General features: G+C 72.1%; 17 protein-coding genes. 13 read left to right on the top strand and 4 right to left on the bottom strand.

The features are described from left to right. Positions 1 to 84: 84 nt before the first annotated feature. Positions 85 to 1,230 (bottom strand): 8-amino-7-oxononanoate synthase, encoded by a 1,146-nt coding sequence (locus ACTMTU_RS26335; RefSeq protein ID WP_441265926.1) that lies wholly within the window; start codon positions 1,228 to 1,230, stop codon positions 85 to 87. 146 nt (positions 1,231 to 1,376) lie between these two features. Here ACTMTU_RS26335 and bioB point away from each other — a divergent pair, with 146 nt between their 5' ends. From bioB to ACTMTU_RS26360, 5 genes are read left to right on the top strand one after another with little or no spacing between them, the layout of a single operon-like run. Then, positions 1,377 to 2,555: a biotin synthase BioB gene (gene bioB, locus ACTMTU_RS26340; protein WP_441265927.1), complete on the top strand. Its 1,179-nt coding sequence runs from the start codon at positions 1,377 to 1,379 to the stop codon at positions 2,553 to 2,555. Further along, positions 2,548 to 3,837 carry an adenosylmethionine--8-amino-7-oxononanoate transaminase gene (locus tag ACTMTU_RS26345; RefSeq protein ID WP_441265928.1) on the top strand — a complete coding sequence of 430 codons (1,290 nt, stop codon included), beginning with the start codon at positions 2,548 to 2,550 and terminating at the stop codon, positions 3,835 to 3,837. Before bioB ends, ACTMTU_RS26345 begins: the two co-directional genes overlap by 8 nt. Before the next feature lie 59 nt (positions 3,838 to 3,896). Continuing rightward, positions 3,897 to 4,610, top strand: coding sequence for a dethiobiotin synthase (gene bioD / locus ACTMTU_RS26350; RefSeq protein ID WP_441265929.1), 714 nt, complete (start codon positions 3,897 to 3,899; stop codon positions 4,608 to 4,610). A gap of 5 nt (positions 4,611 to 4,615) precedes the next feature. Beyond that, positions 4,616 to 4,969 (top strand): VOC family protein, encoded by a 354-nt coding sequence (locus ACTMTU_RS26355; RefSeq protein WP_441265930.1) that lies wholly within the window; start codon positions 4,616 to 4,618, stop codon positions 4,967 to 4,969. 56 nt (positions 4,970 to 5,025) lie between these two features. Then, positions 5,026 to 5,709, top strand: coding sequence for a class I SAM-dependent methyltransferase (locus ACTMTU_RS26360; protein WP_441265931.1), 684 nt, complete (start codon positions 5,026 to 5,028; stop codon positions 5,707 to 5,709). A gap of 91 nt (positions 5,710 to 5,800) precedes the next feature. On the opposite strand, the gene ACTMTU_RS26365 is transcribed toward ACTMTU_RS26360, so the two are convergent. Together ACTMTU_RS26365 and ACTMTU_RS26370 are read right to left on the bottom strand one after the other, a co-directional pair. Then, on the bottom strand, positions 5,801 to 6,172 hold the full coding sequence (locus ACTMTU_RS26365) for a fic family toxin-antitoxin system, toxin component (protein WP_159694203.1): 372 nt from the start codon (positions 6,170 to 6,172) through the stop codon (positions 5,801 to 5,803). Beyond that, a complete protein-coding gene (locus tag ACTMTU_RS26370) occupies positions 6,169 to 6,384 on the bottom strand; it encodes a hypothetical protein (protein WP_005320324.1) in 216 nt (71 codons plus the stop codon). Before ACTMTU_RS26370 ends, ACTMTU_RS26365 begins: the two co-directional genes overlap by 4 nt. Positions 6,385 to 6,498: 114 nt before the next feature. Between ACTMTU_RS26370 and ACTMTU_RS26375 the strand changes: the two genes are divergently transcribed. The 3 genes from ACTMTU_RS26375 (at position 6,499) to ACTMTU_RS26385 (ending at position 9,438) form a co-directional block, all read left to right on the top strand. After that, on the top strand, positions 6,499 to 6,921 hold the full coding sequence (locus ACTMTU_RS26375) for a GNAT family N-acetyltransferase (RefSeq protein ID WP_441265932.1): 423 nt from the start codon (positions 6,499 to 6,501) through the stop codon (positions 6,919 to 6,921). A 160-nt stretch (positions 6,922 to 7,081) separates the two neighbouring features. Beyond that, a complete protein-coding gene (locus tag ACTMTU_RS26380; RefSeq protein ID WP_441265933.1) occupies positions 7,082 to 8,428 on the top strand; it encodes a hemolysin family protein in 1,347 nt (448 codons plus the stop codon). Continuing rightward, positions 8,425 to 9,438: a hemolysin family protein gene (locus ACTMTU_RS26385; RefSeq protein ID WP_441265934.1), complete on the top strand. Its 1,014-nt coding sequence runs from the start codon at positions 8,425 to 8,427 to the stop codon at positions 9,436 to 9,438. The genes ACTMTU_RS26380 and ACTMTU_RS26385 overlap by 4 nt, the downstream gene beginning before the upstream one ends. Positions 9,439 to 9,819: 381 nt before the next feature. On the opposite strand, the gene ACTMTU_RS26390 is transcribed toward ACTMTU_RS26385, so the two are convergent. Then, positions 9,820 to 10,824 carry a maleylpyruvate isomerase family mycothiol-dependent enzyme gene (locus tag ACTMTU_RS26390; protein ID WP_441265935.1) on the bottom strand — a complete coding sequence of 335 codons (1,005 nt, stop codon included), beginning with the start codon at positions 10,822 to 10,824 and terminating at the stop codon, positions 9,820 to 9,822. Between the two features lie 60 nt (positions 10,825 to 10,884). Here ACTMTU_RS26390 and ACTMTU_RS26395 point away from each other — a divergent pair, with 60 nt between their 5' ends. From ACTMTU_RS26395 to ACTMTU_RS26415, 5 genes are all read left to right on the top strand, one after another. Continuing rightward, positions 10,885 to 11,679 carry an SGNH/GDSL hydrolase family protein gene (locus ACTMTU_RS26395; RefSeq protein ID WP_441265936.1) on the top strand — a complete coding sequence of 265 codons (795 nt, stop codon included), beginning with the start codon at positions 10,885 to 10,887 and terminating at the stop codon, positions 11,677 to 11,679. A 70-nt stretch (positions 11,680 to 11,749) separates the two neighbouring features. Continuing rightward, the gene (gene purB, locus ACTMTU_RS26400; RefSeq protein ID WP_005320314.1) at positions 11,750 to 13,192 is read left to right on the top strand and encodes an adenylosuccinate lyase; all 1,443 of its coding nucleotides are present in this window, start codon (positions 11,750 to 11,752) and stop codon (positions 13,190 to 13,192) included. Then, positions 13,189 to 13,737: a G/U mismatch-specific DNA glycosylase gene (gene mug / locus ACTMTU_RS26405; RefSeq protein WP_441266001.1), complete on the top strand. Its 549-nt coding sequence runs from the start codon at positions 13,189 to 13,191 to the stop codon at positions 13,735 to 13,737. Before purB ends, mug begins: the two co-directional genes overlap by 4 nt. Before the next feature lie 264 nt (positions 13,738 to 14,001). Next, on the top strand, positions 14,002 to 14,667 hold the full coding sequence (locus ACTMTU_RS26410) for a lytic polysaccharide monooxygenase auxiliary activity family 9 protein (RefSeq protein ID WP_441265937.1): 666 nt from the start codon (positions 14,002 to 14,004) through the stop codon (positions 14,665 to 14,667). Positions 14,668 to 14,822: 155 nt separating this feature from the next. Beyond that, the gene (locus ACTMTU_RS26415) at positions 14,823 to 16,388 is read left to right on the top strand and encodes a PQQ-dependent sugar dehydrogenase (protein ID WP_441265938.1); all 1,566 of its coding nucleotides are present in this window, start codon (positions 14,823 to 14,825) and stop codon (positions 16,386 to 16,388) included. Positions 16,389 to 16,429: the final 41 nt, after the last annotated feature.

Raw genomic sequence — 16,429 nt, forward strand, 5'->3', positions numbered from 1 at the left:
CATTTCTGTCGCTCGATGCGGTGAACTCTGCTACGGCAGACCGTATTTACGGCCACCGACCGGAGGCTGCGGGGCACTCCCGGCTCAACTGCCGGGTGCGGTCCGGATGATCGTGGAGAGCGCCGTGCCGATCTGCCGGTCCGTGAGATCCGCCCTGGCGGTCAACCGGATCCGGGAGATCCCGTCGGGCACGGACGGGGGCCGGAAACAGCCGACGACGAGTCCGGCGTCCCGGCAGTCCGCCGCCCAGCGCAGCGCCGCCTCCGGGGACGGGGCCTGCACGGAGACGACCGCCGCGTCCGGGCGGGCCGAGGTCAGTCCGGCGTCGGTCAGCCCGCGGTGCAGCGCCGCCGCCACCTCGCGCGCCCGTCCGGCGAGTCCTGGTTCGCCGCGCAGCACCCGCACGCTCGCGAGTGCCGCGCCGGCCGCCGCCGGGGCCAGGCCGGTGTCGAAGATGAAGGTGCGGGCGGTGTTGATCAGGTGGTCGATGACGGGGGCGGGCCCGAGGACCGCACCTCCCTGGCTGCCCAGCGACTTGGAGAGCGTCAGCGTGGCGACGGTCCCGGCCGCGCCCGCGAGGCCGGCGGCGTCCAGGGCGCCGCGGCCGCCGTCGCCGAGGACGCCCAGCCCGTGCGCGTCGTCGACGAGGAGCCCGGCGCCGTGTTCACGGCAGACGTCGGCGAGGGCCCGCAGCGGTGCGGCGTCGCCGTCCACGGAGAAGACCGAGTCGGTGACCGCGAGGGCGCGCCGGCCGGGGTGGGCCTCGAGCGTCTTGCGTACGGCCTCGACGTCGGTGTGCGGGACGACCGCCGTCTCCGCACGGGAGAGCCGGCAGCCGTCGACGATGGAGGCGTGGTTGCCCGCGTCGGAGACGACGAGGGCGTCACGGCCGCTGAGCGCGGTGACCGCGGCGAGGTTCGCCGCGTAGCCGGAGGACAGGACGAGGGCGGCCTCGAAGCCGCAGAAGTCGGCGAGCTCACGCTCCAGTTCGGCGTGCAGTTCGGTGCTGCCGGTGACGAGCCGGGAACCGGTGGCCCCGGCGCCCCACCGGCGGGCGGCCCGCACGGCGCCTTCGGTGACCTCGGCGCGGCGGGTGAGACCGAGATAGTCGTTGCTCGCCAGGTCGAGGAGGGCACTGTCGGCGGGGCGCGGCCGAAGAGTGCGGACCAGACCCGCCCGCTCGCGTCGGCGCGACTCCTCGTCGATCCAGTCGAAAGGATTCCTCGGCATGGCGGTCCGGTCCTTTTTGTAGGCAGCGGACAGACCCTAGCCGGGCGGGCCCGGGTACCGGGTGTGGCCATGCACACACCTCGAATCGCAGGTGTTGTGGGCTTCCTCCTTGGCCGGGGCCTGTGCTGTAGGCCAGGATCGGCGCCATGGACCTGCTGAACACACTGGTGGAGAAGGGGCTGCGGCGCGAGCTGCCGACCCGCGAAGAAGCGCTCGCCGTGCTGGCGACCTCCGACGACGATGTGCTCGATGTGGTGGCCGCTGCCGGCAAGGTGCGCCGTCAGTGGTTCGGGCGGCGGGTGAAGCTCAACTACCTGGTCAACCTGAAGTCCGGCCTGTGCCCGGAGGACTGCTCGTACTGCTCCCAGCGCCTCGGGTCGAAGGCGGAGATCCTCAAGTACACCTGGCTGAAGCCCGAGGAGGCCTCGGAGGCCGCGGCGGCCGGTGTGGCCGGCGGCGCCAAGCGGGTGTGCCTGGTCGCGAGCGGGCGCGGCCCGACAGACCGGGACGTGGACCGGGTGTCCAGGACCATCGAGGCGATCAAGGAGCAGAACGAGGGCGTCGAGGTGTGCGCGTGCCTGGGCCTGCTCTCCGACGGCCAGGCCGAACGGCTGCGTGACGCGGGCGCCGACGCGTACAACCACAACCTGAACACGTCCGAGGGGACGTACGGGGACATCACGACCACGCACACCTACGCGGACCGCGTCGACACCGTCAACAAGGCGCACGCCGCCGGCCTGTCGGCCTGCTCGGGGCTGATCGCCGGCATGGGTGAGAGCGACGAGGACCTGGTGGACGTCGTCTTCGCGCTGCGGGAACTCGACCCGGACTCGGTGCCGGTGAACTTCCTGATCCCGTTCGAGGGGACGCCGCTCGCCAAGGAGTGGCACCTCACCCCGCAGCGGTGTCTGCGCATTCTCGCGATGACCCGGTTCGTCTGCCCGGACGTCGAGGTGCGACTGGCCGGCGGGCGCGAGGTGCATCTGCGTTCGATGCAGCCGCTCGCGCTGCACCTGGTCAACTCGATCTTCCTCGGCGACTACCTCACCAGTGAGGGCCAGGCGGGCAAGACCGACCTCGAGATGATCGCGGACGCCGGTTTCGAGGTGGAGGGCACGGACACGACGACGCTGCCCGACCACCGTGCGGCCGGCGGCGGCTGCGGCTCGGTGTGCGGCGACGGCGACCAGGGCGGGTGCGCCTCGGAGCCGGCGGAGACGGAGACGACCGCGGCCGTGTCGGGTGAGGCGTCGGCGGCGCGTACGGATCTGGTGGCGGTGCGCCGCCGGGGAGCCGGGACGGACCTCGCGCCCAATGCCTGAGTTCGGCCCCGACGAGCTCCGCGCGCTGGACCGGGCGCACGTCTGGCACCCGTACGGCCCGATGCCGGGCCGCAGCGACCCGCTGGTCGTCGAGTCCGCGTCCGGCGTTCGGCTGCGGCTCGCCGAAGAGGTTCATGGACAGCGCGAGTTGGTCGACGGCATGTCCTCGTGGTGGTCGGCCGTCCACGGGTACAACCACCCGGTCCTGAACGAGGCGGCGACCGCGCAGCTGGGCCGGATGAGCCATGTGATGTTCGGCGGGCTCACCCATGAGCCCGCCGTGCGGCTCGCGGCCCGGCTGGTGGAGATCACCCCGGAGCCGCTGCGGCACGTCTTCCTCTGCGACTCGGGCTCCGTGTCCGTGGAGGTCGCCGTGAAGATGTGCCTCCAGTACTGGCGTTCGCTGGGCCGCCCCGCCAAGCAGCGGCTGCTGACCTGGCGCGGCGGCTACCACGGGGACACCTGGCAGCCGATGTCGGTGTGCGATCCCGAAGGCGGGATGCACGAGCTGTGGCAGGGGGTGCTGCCCCGGCAGCTCTTCGCCGACGCGCCTCCCGCCGACTACGAGGAGTCGTACGCGCGGGGTCTGCGGGAGCTGATCGCCCGGCACGCGGACGAGCTGGCGGCGGTGATCGTCGAGCCGGTCGTGCAGGGCGCGGGCGGCATGCGGTTCCACTCCCCCGAGTATCTGCGGGTCCTGCGAGAGGCCTGCGACGAGTACGGCGTGCTGCTCGTGTTCGACGAGATCGCGACCGGGTTCGGGCGTACGGGCACGCTGTTCGCGGCCGGGCACGCGGGCGTCGCACCGGACGTGATGTGCCTGGGCAAGGCGCTGACCGGCGGCTATCTGACGATGGCCGCGACCCTGTGCACCTCGCAGGTGGCCGAGGGCATCTCGCGGGGCGAGGTCCCGGTGCTCGCCCATGGCCCCACGTTCATGGGCAACCCGCTGGCCTCCGCCGTCGCCTGCGCCTCGATCGACCTGCTGCTCGGGCAGGACTGGCAGGGGGAGGTCCGCCGCCTGGAGACGGGGCTGCGCGACGGGCTCGCGGAGGCCGCGGACCTGCCCGGGGTGAAGGACGTCCGGGTGCTCGGCGGCATCGGCGTCGTACAGCTGGACCACGATGTCGACATGGCCGCGGCGACGGCGGCGGCCGTCCGGGAAGGGGTCTGGCTGCGGCCCTTCCGCGACCTCGTCTACACGATGCCGCCCTACGTGACGGACGACGAGGACCTCGCCCGCGTGTGCCGCGCGGTGCGTGCGGCGGCAGCGGCGGGCTGAGGCCGCCCGCCGCGGAACGTCGCAGCGGACACCGGAACGAACGAAGGACGCACAAGCACATGGCAGTGATCGTGGTGACCGGCACCGGCACCGAGATCGGCAAGACCGTCGTCACGGCGGCGGTCGCCGCGGCGGCTCTGGCCGGAGGGCTGTCCGTCGCCGTCCTGAAGCCCGCGCAGACGGGGCTGGCGGCGGACGAGGACGGCGACGTCGCTGTGGTACGGCGGCTCGCCGGCGACGTGACCTGTGCCGAACTGGCCCGGTTCCCGGAGCCGTTGGCGCCGGCCACCGCCGCCCGGCGGGCGGGGCTCGCACCGGTGCGGCCCAAGGACGTGGCGGAGGCCGCCGAGAAGCTGGCGGCCGAGCACGACCTGGTGCTGGTGGAGGGCGCGGGCGGCCTGCTCGTTCGGCTCGACGACGACGGCGCCACGCTGGCGGACGCGGCCGCCGAGATGGGCGCGCCCGTGCTCGTGGTCGCCCCGGCCGGCCTCGGCACGCTGAACATGACGGCGCTCACGGCGGAGGCTCTGCGCGCACGCGGCCTGGAGCAGTTGGGCGTGGTGGTCGGGAGCTGGCCGCGCACACCCGATCTGGCGGCGCGCTGCAATCTGGCGGACCTTCCGGAGGCCGCCGGGGCGCCGCTGCTCGGGGCGGTACCGGAGGGCGCCGGCGCGCTCGCTCCCGCCGATTTCAGGGCACTGGCGGCGACCTGGCTGACGCCACGCCTCGGCGGCCGGTGGGATGCGGGGGCGTTCACCGCCGCCGTAGGCTGACGCGCATGCGCGCAAAGATCGACGAGATCGTCTTCGACTGCCACGACCCCGCCCGGCTGGTGCGCTTCTGGGCCGCGCTCCTCGGCGGCGATCCGGTGGACCGCTCCGACGACTGGTCGTACGTCGATCCGCCGGAGTTCGTGCGCGTCGCCTTCCAGCGGGTGCCGGAGGGCAAGACGGTCAAGAACCGCCTTCATCTGGACCTGGACGCCGGTGACATCGACGCGGCGGCGGACGAGGCGGTCCGCCTGGGGGCGGAGCGGGTCGGGGCGATCGTGACCGACGACCACGGTCGCTTCCTCGTCATGCGCGACCCGGAGGGCAACGAATTCTGCTTCGTGGCGGGCACGGACGGCTGAGCCGCGCGCAGCGGGGGAGAATGACGGGGACCGGCCCGTCTCCGAAGGAGGCCCCTATGGTCCCGCTCCAGCGCGGTACGAACGTCCCGCGGGACGCCGTCCACCATCCTCTCTTCGCCCGCTTCTACGCGAAGATGAGCGTGACGGCCGACCTCAAGGGCGGCATCGCCGCCTACCGTGCGGAGCTGCTGCGCGGGCTGTCCGGCCGGGTGATCGAGATCGGCGCGGGCAACGGTCTGAACTTCTCCCACTATCCGGCCACCGTCTCCGAAGTGGTGGCCATCGAACCGGAGCGCTCGCTGCGGAAGCTGGCCACGGAGGCGGCCCTGCGCGCCGAGGTCCCGGTGGACGTGGCGCCCGGCGCGGCCGAGGCCCTGCCGGTCAAGAGTGAGGGCTTCGACGCGGCGGTCGCGTCGCTGGTGCTGTGCACCGTACGGGACCTGCCGAGGGCGCTGGCGGAGATCAAGCGGGTCCTGCGGCCCGGCGCGGAGCTGCGGTTCTTCGAGCACGGGCGGGCGGAGGGCCGGGGCCTGGCGACCACTCAGCGGGTCCTGGACCGCACGGTGTGGCCGCTGCTGTTCGGCGGGTGCCACACGGCGCGGGACACGATCGCCGCGATCGAGGAGGCGGGCTTCGAGCTCGGGCCCTACCGGCGGTTCCGGGTGCCGGACCACGGACCGCAGTTGCCGACGTCGCCGTGCGTGCTGGGCGTCGCCCGCCGCCCGGTCATGGACGGGTAGCCGCCACGACGGGGTCCGGTTCTCGCTCCGGGCGCCCGGTCGCGCCGGGGCCGGGTGGCCGGCCCCTCCGGGAGTCGGAGAGCCGCACCGCTCACTCGCTCCAGCTCCGCAGTTCCTCCGCGATGCGCCCGATGTCCGCGCTGCCGTCCTTCACCAGGCGGGCCAGATCGCGTACCTGCTCGGGCGAGGTGACGACCTTCAGTCCGCAGGCGACGAGGTAGCCGTAGGCGACGGCCGAGGCGAACATGGCGTTGGAACGCTCCAGCGCCGGTACGTGCAGCAGCAGTTGCAGCAACGCGGCGGCCCGGGAGGCCGGGTCGCTGTATACGGGGACACCGAATATCTCCGCCTCGTGACGGCTGACGGCGGCGACGAGCGCGCCCCAGTCGGTGACCTGGGGGTCGCCGGGCATCTTGTGCTCCGCGACCATGAGCAGCCAGGCAAGGTCGATCCGCAGGCTCAACGCTTGTCGCCGAACTCCTCGGCGAAGACCGACTCGTACTGCTTCATGAAGTCGGCCGCCGCGTCGACGAACGTGCGTCCCGCTTCGCCGGCGTCCTGTTTGACGAGCTCCTCGATGTAGCGGTTCACGCTCACGCCGCGCTGCATCGCGCGCTGGCGGGCGGTCTCCGCGGTGGACTCGTCCACGCGTACGTTCAACTGTGTCTTCGCCACACCTCGAAGCTAGCGCGAAGGTGCTAGCAGTGCAAGGGCGGCCCGGCCGTATCCCGTCTCACAGCGCGGAAAGACGGTGGCGGTGCCGGTCGCGGGCGTGCTTGGCTCACCGCCATGACCGACCTGCTCATACGCAACGCCGCTCCCGACGAGGCCGAGGCCGTGCTGGCCTTCTGGAAGGAGGCCGCGGAGGGCACGAGCATCACGGACGACGTGGACGGCGTCACGCGGCTCATCGACCGTGACCCCGAGGCGCTCATCCTCGCCGAGTCGGACGGCGTGCTCGTGGGCTCCGTCATCGCAGGCTACGACGGCTGGCGCTGCTCCCTGTACCGGCTGGCCGTGCTGCCCTCCCACCGCCGGCGCGGCATCTCGACCGCCCTGCTCGACGCGGCGGAGAAGCGGTTCGCCGCGGTGGGCGGCCGCCGCGGGGACGCGATGGTCCTCGAGGCCAACGAGCAGGCTCACCGGGCGTGGACGTCCGCCGGGTACGCACGCGAGGACCACTGGCGCCGCTGGGTCAAACCGTTCAGCTGACCCCCACCGCCCGCCTCCACGCTTTTGCCCGTCCTTTACCATGGGCGCACTGTCCACTCCCGTACGAAAGGTGTGAGCGTCCGCCCATGGGCGAGCCTCCTAGTAGCCGACATCGCGCAAACCTTCTCCCCCTGCCGGATCATGGGATGGAGGTGAACCGATGACCGAAGTGCTTCTGCTCGCCGTGGCCGTGCTGCTCTCCGTCGCATGTGGAGCCTTCGTCGCGGCAGAGTTCTCGCTCACGACGGTCGAGCGCAGCGATCTCGAACGAGCGGCGGAGCGCGGGGAACGAGGCGCGGCCGGCGCGCTCAAGGCCGCCCGCAGCCTCACGTTCCAGCTCTCCGGCGCACAGCTCGGCATCACGGTCACCAACCTGGTCGTCGGCATGCTCGCCGAGCCGTCGATCGCCACGCTCATCCGCGGACCGGTCGAGGACCTCGGCCTCTCCCCTGCCGTGGCGTCGTCCGTCGCGCTGGTCATCGGCACGGCCCTGTCGACCGTCGTCCTGATGGTCGTCGGCGAGCTCGTCCCGAAGAACTGGGCCATCTCCTCACCCCTGGCCGTCGCCAAGGTGGTCGCTACGCCGCAGCGGATCTTCACCGCCGCGTTCCGGCCCCTGATCTCCCATCTCAACAACACCGCCAACCGCATGGTGACGCGGCTGGGCATGGAGCCGACGGAGGAGCTGGCCTCCGCCCGCAGCCCCAAGGAGCTCGTCGCCCTGGCCCGCCACTCGGCCAAGGAAGGCGCGCTCGAGGCGGACACCGCGGAGCTGTTCGTCCGTACCCTCGGCCTCGGCGAACTCACCGCGGAGAACGTGATGACCCCCCGGGTGCAGGTCACGGCTCTGGAGGCGCAGGCCACGGCCGAGGACGTCGCCAACGCGACCCGGGCCACCGGCCTGTCCCGCTTCCCCGTCTACCGGGGCAGCCTCGACACCGTGGTCGGCATCGCCCATATCAAGGACGTCCTGGCCGTGCCCGCGGAACACCGCCGGCGGCTGCGCGTCTCGGAACTGCTGCGGGAACCGGTCCTCGTGCCCGAGTCACTGACCGTCGACCGGCTGCTCGACCGGCTCCAGGGCAGGTCCACCATGGCCGTCGTCATCGACGAGTACGGCGGCACGGCCGGTGTCGTGACGATGGAGGACATCGTGGAGGAGGTCGTCGGCGAGGTCCGCGACGAGCACGACCCGCACGAGACGCCCGACCTCGCCCCCGCGGGCGAGGACGCCGACGGACGGATCCTGTGGTCCGCCGACGGCGCCGCGCGCACCGACCAGCTGGCGGCCATCGGCCTCCAGGTGCCCGACGGTCCGTACGAGACGCTCGCCGGAGTCGTCGCCACCGAGCTGGGACGCATCCCGGCCGAAGGCGACCGCATCGACATGGACGGATGGCAGCTCGATGTCGTCGACGCGTCCGGACGGCGAGCGGCGCGGGTGCTGATGCACGCGCCACCGATCGCCGCGGAAGGGGCCGACGAGATCCAGGAGGCCGGACGATGATCGCGATCCAGCTCTTCATCGGCTTCCTGACCCTGGTCGCCAACGCCTTCTTCGTCGGCGCGGAGTTCGCGCTGATCTCCGTCCGCCGCAGTCAGATCGAGCCGGAGGCACAGGCCGGCAACCGCCGGGCCCGCAGCGTCCTGTGGGGTCTCCAGCACGTCTCGGACCTGATGGCCGCCGCCCAGCTGGGCATCACGTTGTGCACGCTGGTCCTCGGCATCGTCGCCGAGCCGGCCATGGCGCACCTGCTCGAGCCGGTCTTCGACGCGGTGGGCGTGCCGCACGGTGCGGTCCACCCGATCTCGTTCGTCATCGCCCTGTCGCTCGCGACGTACCTCCACATGCTGCTCGGCGAGATGGTGCCGAAGAACATCGCGCTCGCGGAGCCGGTGCGCAGCGCGCTGTGGCTGGGCCCGCCGCTGGTCACGCTCGCGCGCGGCCTGCACCCGGTCATCGTCATGGTCAACGCCTTCGCGAACAGCCTGCTCAAGCTGCTGCGTGTCGAGACGAAGAACGAGGTGACCGCCACGTTCTCCGACGACGAGCTGGCGAACCTGGTGCAGGACGCCGGCGAGGCCGGCCTGCTCGACGACCGCTCCGCGGAACGGCTGCGGGACGCGCTCGAACTCGGCCGCCGGCCCGTGCGCGACGTGGTGATGCCCATCGAGCGCGTGGTGTACGCCCAGGCCGGTACGACGCCGGAACAACTGGAGCGGCTGTCCGCGGAGTCGGGCTTCTCACGCTTCCCCGTGGTGGACGCGGGACGGCGCATCCTCGGCTACCTCCATGTGAAGGACGCCCTGGACGCGGCGCCGAGGAACAGGGCGTTCCCCGTGTCGGCGATGCGGCCGATCGCCCGGGTCCGGGCGACGACCCCGCTCGACGACGTCCTCACGGCGATGCGCCGGAGCCGTACGCACCTGGCGGCCGTCCTCGACGAGAACGGCCGGCCGGAGGGCCTGGTCACGATGGAGGACATCCTGCGGGAGCTGGTGGGCAAGCCGGGGTGACGGGCGGGGGCATTTCCAGGCCGCCCGGCGACTGCAGGCCGCGCGCAGCGGGGTACAGGTCCGGGCGGAGCCCAACAAGCCGGGGTGACGGGCGGGGGCATTTCCAGGCCGCCCGGCGACTGCAGGCCGCGCGCAGCGGGGTACAGGTCCGGGCGGAGCCCAACAAGCCGGGGTGACGGGCGGGGGCATTTCCAGGCCGCCCGGCGACTGCAGGCCGCGCGCAGCGGGGTACAGGTCCGGGCGGAGCCCGACAAGCCGGGGTGACGGGCGGGCATTTCCAGGCCGCCCGGCGCTTGAGGGCATCGCGCGGAGCGCGGTACGGGTCCGGGCGGAGCCCGGTTTCGGGAAGGGGCGGGTAGGGGAAACCGCCCCGCGCAGCGGCTACATCGCCATGGCGCCCAGCCATGCGTCCAGCACCGCACCCCCGCCCCGGACCGTGAAACGGTCCTCGTCCGGCCGGCGGCGGCCGTAGACGAGGAGCAGGAGGTCCGCCACGTCCGCCGACACGGTGACGTCGGCCGCCTCCACCGTCGCCGTCCACGAGAAGCCGGCGGCGCTGAACGTGATCGTCCAGGCCGCGCCGGTGTCCCGGGCGAGCAGCCGGACCGAGCCGCCGGCCGACGACGTCAGCCGCTCGGTGATCCAGGTGTAACAGGGCACGTTCTCGAAGAACTCCGCGATGCCGTCCGCCGCCGTCCCCGGCTCGACGCGGGGTTCCTGCCCGAGGGCCAACTGCGCGTCGGCGCAGTGGATCACCGCCTCGAAGAGCAGCCGCCGCGGGTAGAAGGCGACGCGCTGGTCCGCGCCGTGGGACCACATCGGAAGGTCCGGGTCCACCGTGCGCAGGGTGCGCAGGGAGGACTCGGCGGCGTCGGCCATCCACTGCGGGTACGCCGACGGCTCGTCCGGCAGGTCGAGAGGCACTTCACGCGCCCGGACACGCTCGGCGGCCCGGGTGCGTACGACATGCTCCGCCCAGCGGTGCGTCGTGCCGTGGTGCGCGACCAGATCGGCCAGGGTCCAGCCGGGGCAGGTGGGGACGGGCGTCGCCGGGTCCGCGTCCCGTACCGCCGCCGTGAAGTCGGCCACGACGCGCGCGATGGACTCGCAGTACCGCTCGTGCTGGTCGTCGTCGAGGCCGAAGCCGTCCGGCACCCGGAGCAGGCCGTCGCGCCAGCCGCCTTCCGGGTGGCGTCCGGCCGCCGCGCGGACACGTTCCGCGAGCTCGCGGCGGTCCGCGGGAGGGAGCCTGTCCAGCAGGAACGCGGTGGATTCGAGCCACTTCACGGCGGTGTCCGGGTCGAGCACGTCGTCGTCGCAGGTGTCGATCAGGGTCACCACTTCGGCCAGCGCTTCGGCCAGGGTGTTGAGCAGCGCGTCACTCACGAAAGCTCCCCTCCGGGTACGGAACCGACGGACCCTACCGCACGGTAGGATCGCTGCGCCATGGAGATCAGTGCCAACTACACCAGCTACGTCGCGGTCGGTGACTCGTTCACGGAGGGCATGTCCGATCTGCTCCCCGACGGCTCCTACCGCGGCTGGGCGGACGTCCTCGCGGGCCGGCTGGCGGCCCGTACCCCCGGCTTCCGCTACGCGAACCTCGCGGTGCGCGGCAAGCTGATCGGACAGATCGTCGCCGAGCAGGTCGATGTCGCCGCCTCGATGAACGCCGACGTGATCACCCTCGTCGGCGGACTCAACGACACCCTGCGGCCCAAGTGCGACATGGTGCGGGTGCGCGATCTCCTGGAGGAGGCGGTGGAGAAGCTCGCGCCGTCGTGCCGACAGCTGGTGCTGATGCGCAGCCCCGGCCGCCAGGGCCCGGTGATGGAGCGGTTCCGTCCGCGCATGGAGGAACTGTTCGCCCATGTCGACTCGCTCGCGGCACGGCACGGCGCGCTCGTCGTCGACCTCTACGGCTCCGCCGCTCTCGGCGATCAGCGGATGTGGGACGTGGACCGGCTGCACCTGACGGCCGAGGGGCACCGCCGGGTCGCGGAGGCGGTCTGGCAGACGCTCGGCCTGGAGGCCGCGGACGACTGGCAGGCACCATTGCCGCCGGCGCTCCGGGCGAGCTGGGCGGCGCGGCGGGTCGCCGACGCGCAGTTCGCCCGCCGGCACCTGGGGCCGTGGATCGGACGGCGGCTGACCGGGCGGTCCTCCGGCGACGGCAGGCCCGCGAAGCGGCCCGACCTGCTGCCTTACGAGCCCTTCCGCCCGCCGTCGGCCGACGCCTGACGCCCTCGTAGCAAGCTACAACCACGGGCGGGGCGCTGAGCTGCGCAAACCCACAGTAGAATCTGCACACGTGACTGCTGTGTCTGCGAAGCCTCGCATCCCCAATGTTCTTGCCGGCCGCTACGCCTCCGCGCAGCTCGCCGTGCTCTGGTCCCCCGAGCAGAAGGTGAAGCTGGAGCGTCAGCTCTGGCTGGCCGTGCTGCGCGCGCAGAAGGACCTCGGGATCGAGGTACCGGACGCCGCGCTGGCCGACTACGAGCGGGTGCTCGACCAGGTCGACCTGGCGTCGATCGCCGAGCGCGAGAAGGTCACCCGCCACGACGTGAAGGCCCGGATCGAGGAGTTCAACGCCCTCGCCGGCCACGAGCACGTCCACAAGGGCATGACCTCCCGTGACCTCACGGAGAACGTCGAGCAGCTCCAGGTCCGGCTGTCGCTGGAGCTGATGCGCGACCGTACGGTCGCCGTGCTCGCGCGGCTGGGCAAGCTCTCCGGCGAGTACGCGGAGCTGGTCATGGCCGGCCGGTCCCACAATGTCGCCGCCCAGGCCACCACGCTCGGCAAGCGGTTCGCGACGGCCGCCGACGAGCTGCTCGTCGCCCACGGGCGTCTCGAGGACCTGCTGGGCCGCTACCCGCTGCGGGGCATCAAGGGCCCCGTCGGCACCGCGCAGGACATGCTCGACCTGCTGGGCGGCGACGCCGCGAAGCTGGCCGAGCTGGAGCAGCGCATCGCCGCCCACCTGGGCTTCGGCCACGCGTTCACCTCGGTGGGCCAGGTCTACCCCCGTTCGCTGGACTACGACGTCGTGTCCGCCCTGGTGCAGCTGGCGGCGGCGCCTTCTTCGGTGGCCAAGACGATCCGCCTGATGGCCGGGCACGAGCTGGTCACCGAAGGTTTCAAGCCGGGCCAGGTCGGCTCGTCCGCGATGCCGCACAAGATGAACACCCGCTCCTGCGAGCGCGTCAACGGCCTGATGGTCATCCTGCGGGGCTACGCCTCGATGACCGGCGAGCTCGCCGGCGACCAGTGGAACGAGGGCGACGTGTCCTGCTCCGTGGTCCGCCGGGTGGCCCTGCCCGACGCGTTCTTCGCGCTCGACGGGCTGCTGGAGACGTTCCTGACGGTGCTCGACGAGTTCGGCGCGTTCCCGGCGGTCGTCGCCCGTGAGCTGGACCGCTACCTCCCGTTCCTCGCCACCACGAAGGTCCTCATGGGCGCGGTCCGTGCCGGTGTCGGCCGCGAGGTCGCGCACGAGGCGATCAAGGAGAACGCGGTCGCGTCCGCCCTCGCCATGCGGGAGCAGGGTGCGGAGCGCAACGAGCTGCTGGACAAGCTCGCCGCCGACGAGCGGATTCCGCTGGACCGCGCGCAGCTGGACGAACTGATGGCGGACAAGCTGTCGTTCACCGGTGCCGCCGGCGACCAGGTGACCGCCGTGGTCTCCAGGATCGAGGAGATCGCCAAGCAGCACCCGGAGGCCGCCGCCTACACCCCGGGCGCGATCCTCTGACCCGCCCCACCCCGGCAGAGCTGGAGGCCGCCCGCGACCGCGTCATCGACGACGTGGTCGCGGACGGCCTTTCCGTGCTGTTCTGCGGCATCAACCCGGGCCTGATGTCCGGTGCCACCGGACATCACTTCGCCCGCCCCGGCAACCGTTTCTGGCCGGTGCTGCACCTGTCGGGGTTCACGCCGCGGCGACTGCTGCCGTCGGAGCAGCGTGAGCTCCTCGACCACGGGCTCGGCATCACCAACGTGGTGGCACGGACGACCGCCCGGGCCGACGAGGTGAGCGACGAGGAGTTCCGCGAGGGCGGCCGGCTGCTGGCCGCGAAGGTGGAGCGGCTGGAGCCGCGGTGGCTGGCCGTGGTGGGCGTGACCGCTTACCGCACGGCGTTCGGGGAGCGGGCCGCCCGGATCGGGCCGCAGGAACGGACGATCGGCGGCGCGCGGGTGTGGGTGCTGCCCAACCCCAGTGGGCTCAATGCCCATTGGACGCTTCAGGCGATGGCCGAGGAGTACGGCCGGCTGCGGAAGGCCGCCGGCCGGCCCTGAGGGTCGTGTACGCGCGGCAGGCACCGCCCGGCGCTGCGGCAGGGCCCGCCCGGACGGGCTGCCGCTGTCCGTGCCCCGGGGCACGACACCGCCTCGCTTCGCCACTTTCGCGCCACGCGGCGCGAAAGTGGCGCAATCAGATGTTGCCGCTCCGTTTCATGAGGCGCAGCCTGGGAGCTGTGGGAGCGCTCCCACGCCATCATGGGAGCGTCCACGCCGCCGAACCCCCAAGAATCCGGCATTCCCCCACGGAAGAAGGCGATCATGGATTGTCATGCACACCACAAGCGACGCCGTCTGACGCTCGTCCTGACGACCCTCGTCGCGGCGCTGCTCAGCCTGATCCCCTGGAGCGGCACCGCCGTGGCCCATGGATCGGTCGTCGACCCGGCATCGCGCAACTACGGCTGCTGGCTGCGCTGGGGCAGCGACTTCCAGAACCCTGCCATGGCACAGGAGGACCCCATGTGCTGGCAGGCCTGGCAGGCCGACCCGAACGCCATGTGGAACTGGAACGGCCTCTACCGCAACGGCTCCGGCGGCAACTTCCAGGCGGTCGTCCCGGACGGGCAACTGTGCAGCGGCGGCCGGACCGAAGGCGGTCGCTACAACTCGCTGGACACCGTGGGCGCCTGGAAGACCACGGACGTCGGTCCGAACTTCACCGTGAAGCTGTACGACCAGGCCAGCCATGGTGCTGACTACTTCCTCGTCTACGTCACGCGGCAGGGTTTCGACCCCACCACCCAGCCGCTGCGCTGGAGCGACCTCCAGCTGGTCGCCCGCACGGGCAAGTACGCACCCAGCCAGAACTACTCGATCCCCGTCAGTACGTCCGGCTACAGCGGTCGCCATGTCGTCTACACGGTCTGGCAGGCCTCGCACATGGACCAGACCTACTTCCTGTGCAGTGACGTGAACTTCCGCTGATCCACCGGTCACCCGGCCGTCCCGCCGGACGTCGAGCGCCGTCCGGCGGGACCCGCCGCGCCGTCATGTACCGGCGCGGCGCGCCACGCAGCCGGGAGCGCCGCACGGCGACCTGCCCACCGACCGGACCACGCATCCTCGTCACTGGAGCCGACATGCCAAGACGCCGCTGGGCAGGGCCCCTTCTGCTCGCCCTCCTGCTGACCGCTCTCACCCTGCTGCCCGCCGCCACGCCCCCGTCCGCCGCGGCGGCCCTCCCCACCACAGCGGACGCCGCGCGACCCAAGACGGGAGCGGCGGCGGACGCCGCGCCCGTGCCTCTGCCGTCGCTGAGCGCGACCACCACCCAGGTGGCATCCGGGCTGAGACGGCCCACCGCCCTGACCGCACCCGACGACGGCACGGGCAGGCTGTTCATCACCGAGAAGCCCGGTACCGTCCGCGTCTACCACCCGGACACCGGCCTGGACCGTACACCGCTGATCGACATCACGTCGGCCGTGGACCAATCGGGCAACGAACGCGGCCTGCTCGGCATCGCCCTCCCGCCAGACTTCGCCGACAGCCAGGACCTGTACCTGGCGTTCACGGCCCTCCCCGACGGCGCGGTCACGCTCGCCCGCTACCGGCTCAACGAGTCCCGCCTGGAGGTCCTGCTCTCCCAGGAACACGCCGAGTACAGCAACCACAACGGCGGACAGCTTGCGTTCGGCCCCGAAGGCAACCTGTACTGGAGCATCGGAGACGGCGGCGGCTCCGGCGACCCCTTCACGTCCGGCCAGCGGCTGGACACTCTGCTGGGCAAGGTTCTGCGCATCGACGTGAGCCGTGCCTGCGGCGCGCTTCCCTACTGCGTCCCCGCCGACAACCCCTTCGTGGACACGCCCGGCGCCCGTGAGGAGATCTGGCTGTACGGGCTGCGCAACCCGTGGCGGTTCTCCTTCGACGGCGCCGACGGCTCCGTGTGGATCGGCGACGTCGGCCAGGGCCGATGGGAGGAGGTCGACCACCTCCCGCCAGGGCAGGGAGGGCTGAACCTCGGCTGGTCCTGCTACGAGGGCCTGGAGAGATTCGAAGGAGGCCACTGCGCGCCCGGCGGGACATACACGGAACCGGTCTTCACGTACTCGCCCTACACCGGCGGCTGCTCGGTCATCGGCGGGCACGTCTACCGGGGCCGGCAGTACGCCGACCTGGTCGGCGGCACCTACATCGCCACCGACTACTGCTCGTCCACGGTCTGGGCACTGCGCCCCGACGGCAGCGGCGGCTACGAACAGGCCGAGATCGGGGAGATGCCGACCCAGGTGACGTCGATCGGCACGACAGTCGACGGGGAGTTCTACGTGGTCAACGACCTGCCGGGCGGCCTGCACCGCGTGTCGTTCCAGCGGGAGGAACCCACCTGCCGTGTGGACCGCACCGTGAAGACGTGGGGCACCGGAACGACGGTCGACCTCACCGTCACGAACACCGGCAGCACGGCGGTGAGCGGCTGGACGCTCGCGTTCCCGCTGGCCCTCGGGCAGAGAGTCGTCTCCGACTGGAACACCGACCTGACCCAGGGAAGCAACACGATCGCGGCGGCCAATGTCCCGTACAACGCCGACATCGCTCCGGGCGCGAGCATCACCCTGGGGTACCTGGCCGACCACACCGGTGACGCCTCTCCGCCACCTCGGTTCACACTGAACGGCGACGCCTGCGCCGTCGGCCGCTGAGCCGCCGTCACCCCCCGTCTCGCTCAGAGGCGGGGGTGGCG

Source organism: Streptomyces sp. OZ13 (genome assembly GCF_052068155.1).
In the GTDB taxonomy this organism is placed as follows: domain Bacteria; phylum Actinomycetota; class Actinomycetes; order Streptomycetales; family Streptomycetaceae; genus Streptomyces.

Excerpts from the sequence above, each read along its gene's own strand:
- ACTMTU_RS26355 (WP_441265930.1), top strand. The coding sequence starts at position 4,616 with ATGCGCGCAAAGATCGACGAGATCGTCTTCGACTGCCACGACCCCGCC.
- ACTMTU_RS26410 (WP_441265937.1), top strand. The coding sequence starts at position 14,002 with ATGGATTGTCATGCACACCACAAGCGACGCCGTCTGACGCTCGTCCTG.
- ACTMTU_RS26395 (WP_441265936.1), top strand. The coding sequence starts at position 10,885 with ATGGAGATCAGTGCCAACTACACCAGCTACGTCGCGGTCGGTGACTCG.
- ACTMTU_RS26415 (WP_441265938.1), top strand. The coding sequence starts at position 14,823 with ATGCCAAGACGCCGCTGGGCAGGGCCCCTTCTGCTCGCCCTCCTGCTG.
- ACTMTU_RS26335 (WP_441265926.1), bottom strand. The coding sequence starts at position 1,230 with ATGCCGAGGAATCCTTTCGACTGGATCGACGAGGAGTCGCGCCGACGC.
- ACTMTU_RS26375 (WP_441265932.1), top strand. The coding sequence starts at position 6,499 with ATGACCGACCTGCTCATACGCAACGCCGCTCCCGACGAGGCCGAGGCC.
- bioB (WP_441265927.1), top strand. The coding sequence starts at position 1,377 with ATGGACCTGCTGAACACACTGGTGGAGAAGGGGCTGCGGCGCGAGCTG.
- ACTMTU_RS26385 (WP_441265934.1), top strand. The coding sequence starts at position 8,425 with ATGATCGCGATCCAGCTCTTCATCGGCTTCCTGACCCTGGTCGCCAAC.
- ACTMTU_RS26345 (WP_441265928.1), top strand. The coding sequence starts at position 2,548 with ATGCCTGAGTTCGGCCCCGACGAGCTCCGCGCGCTGGACCGGGCGCAC.
- ACTMTU_RS26360 (WP_441265931.1), top strand. The coding sequence starts at position 5,026 with ATGGTCCCGCTCCAGCGCGGTACGAACGTCCCGCGGGACGCCGTCCAC.
- ACTMTU_RS26380 (WP_441265933.1), top strand. The coding sequence starts at position 7,082 with ATGACCGAAGTGCTTCTGCTCGCCGTGGCCGTGCTGCTCTCCGTCGCA.
- bioD (WP_441265929.1), top strand. The coding sequence starts at position 3,897 with ATGGCAGTGATCGTGGTGACCGGCACCGGCACCGAGATCGGCAAGACC.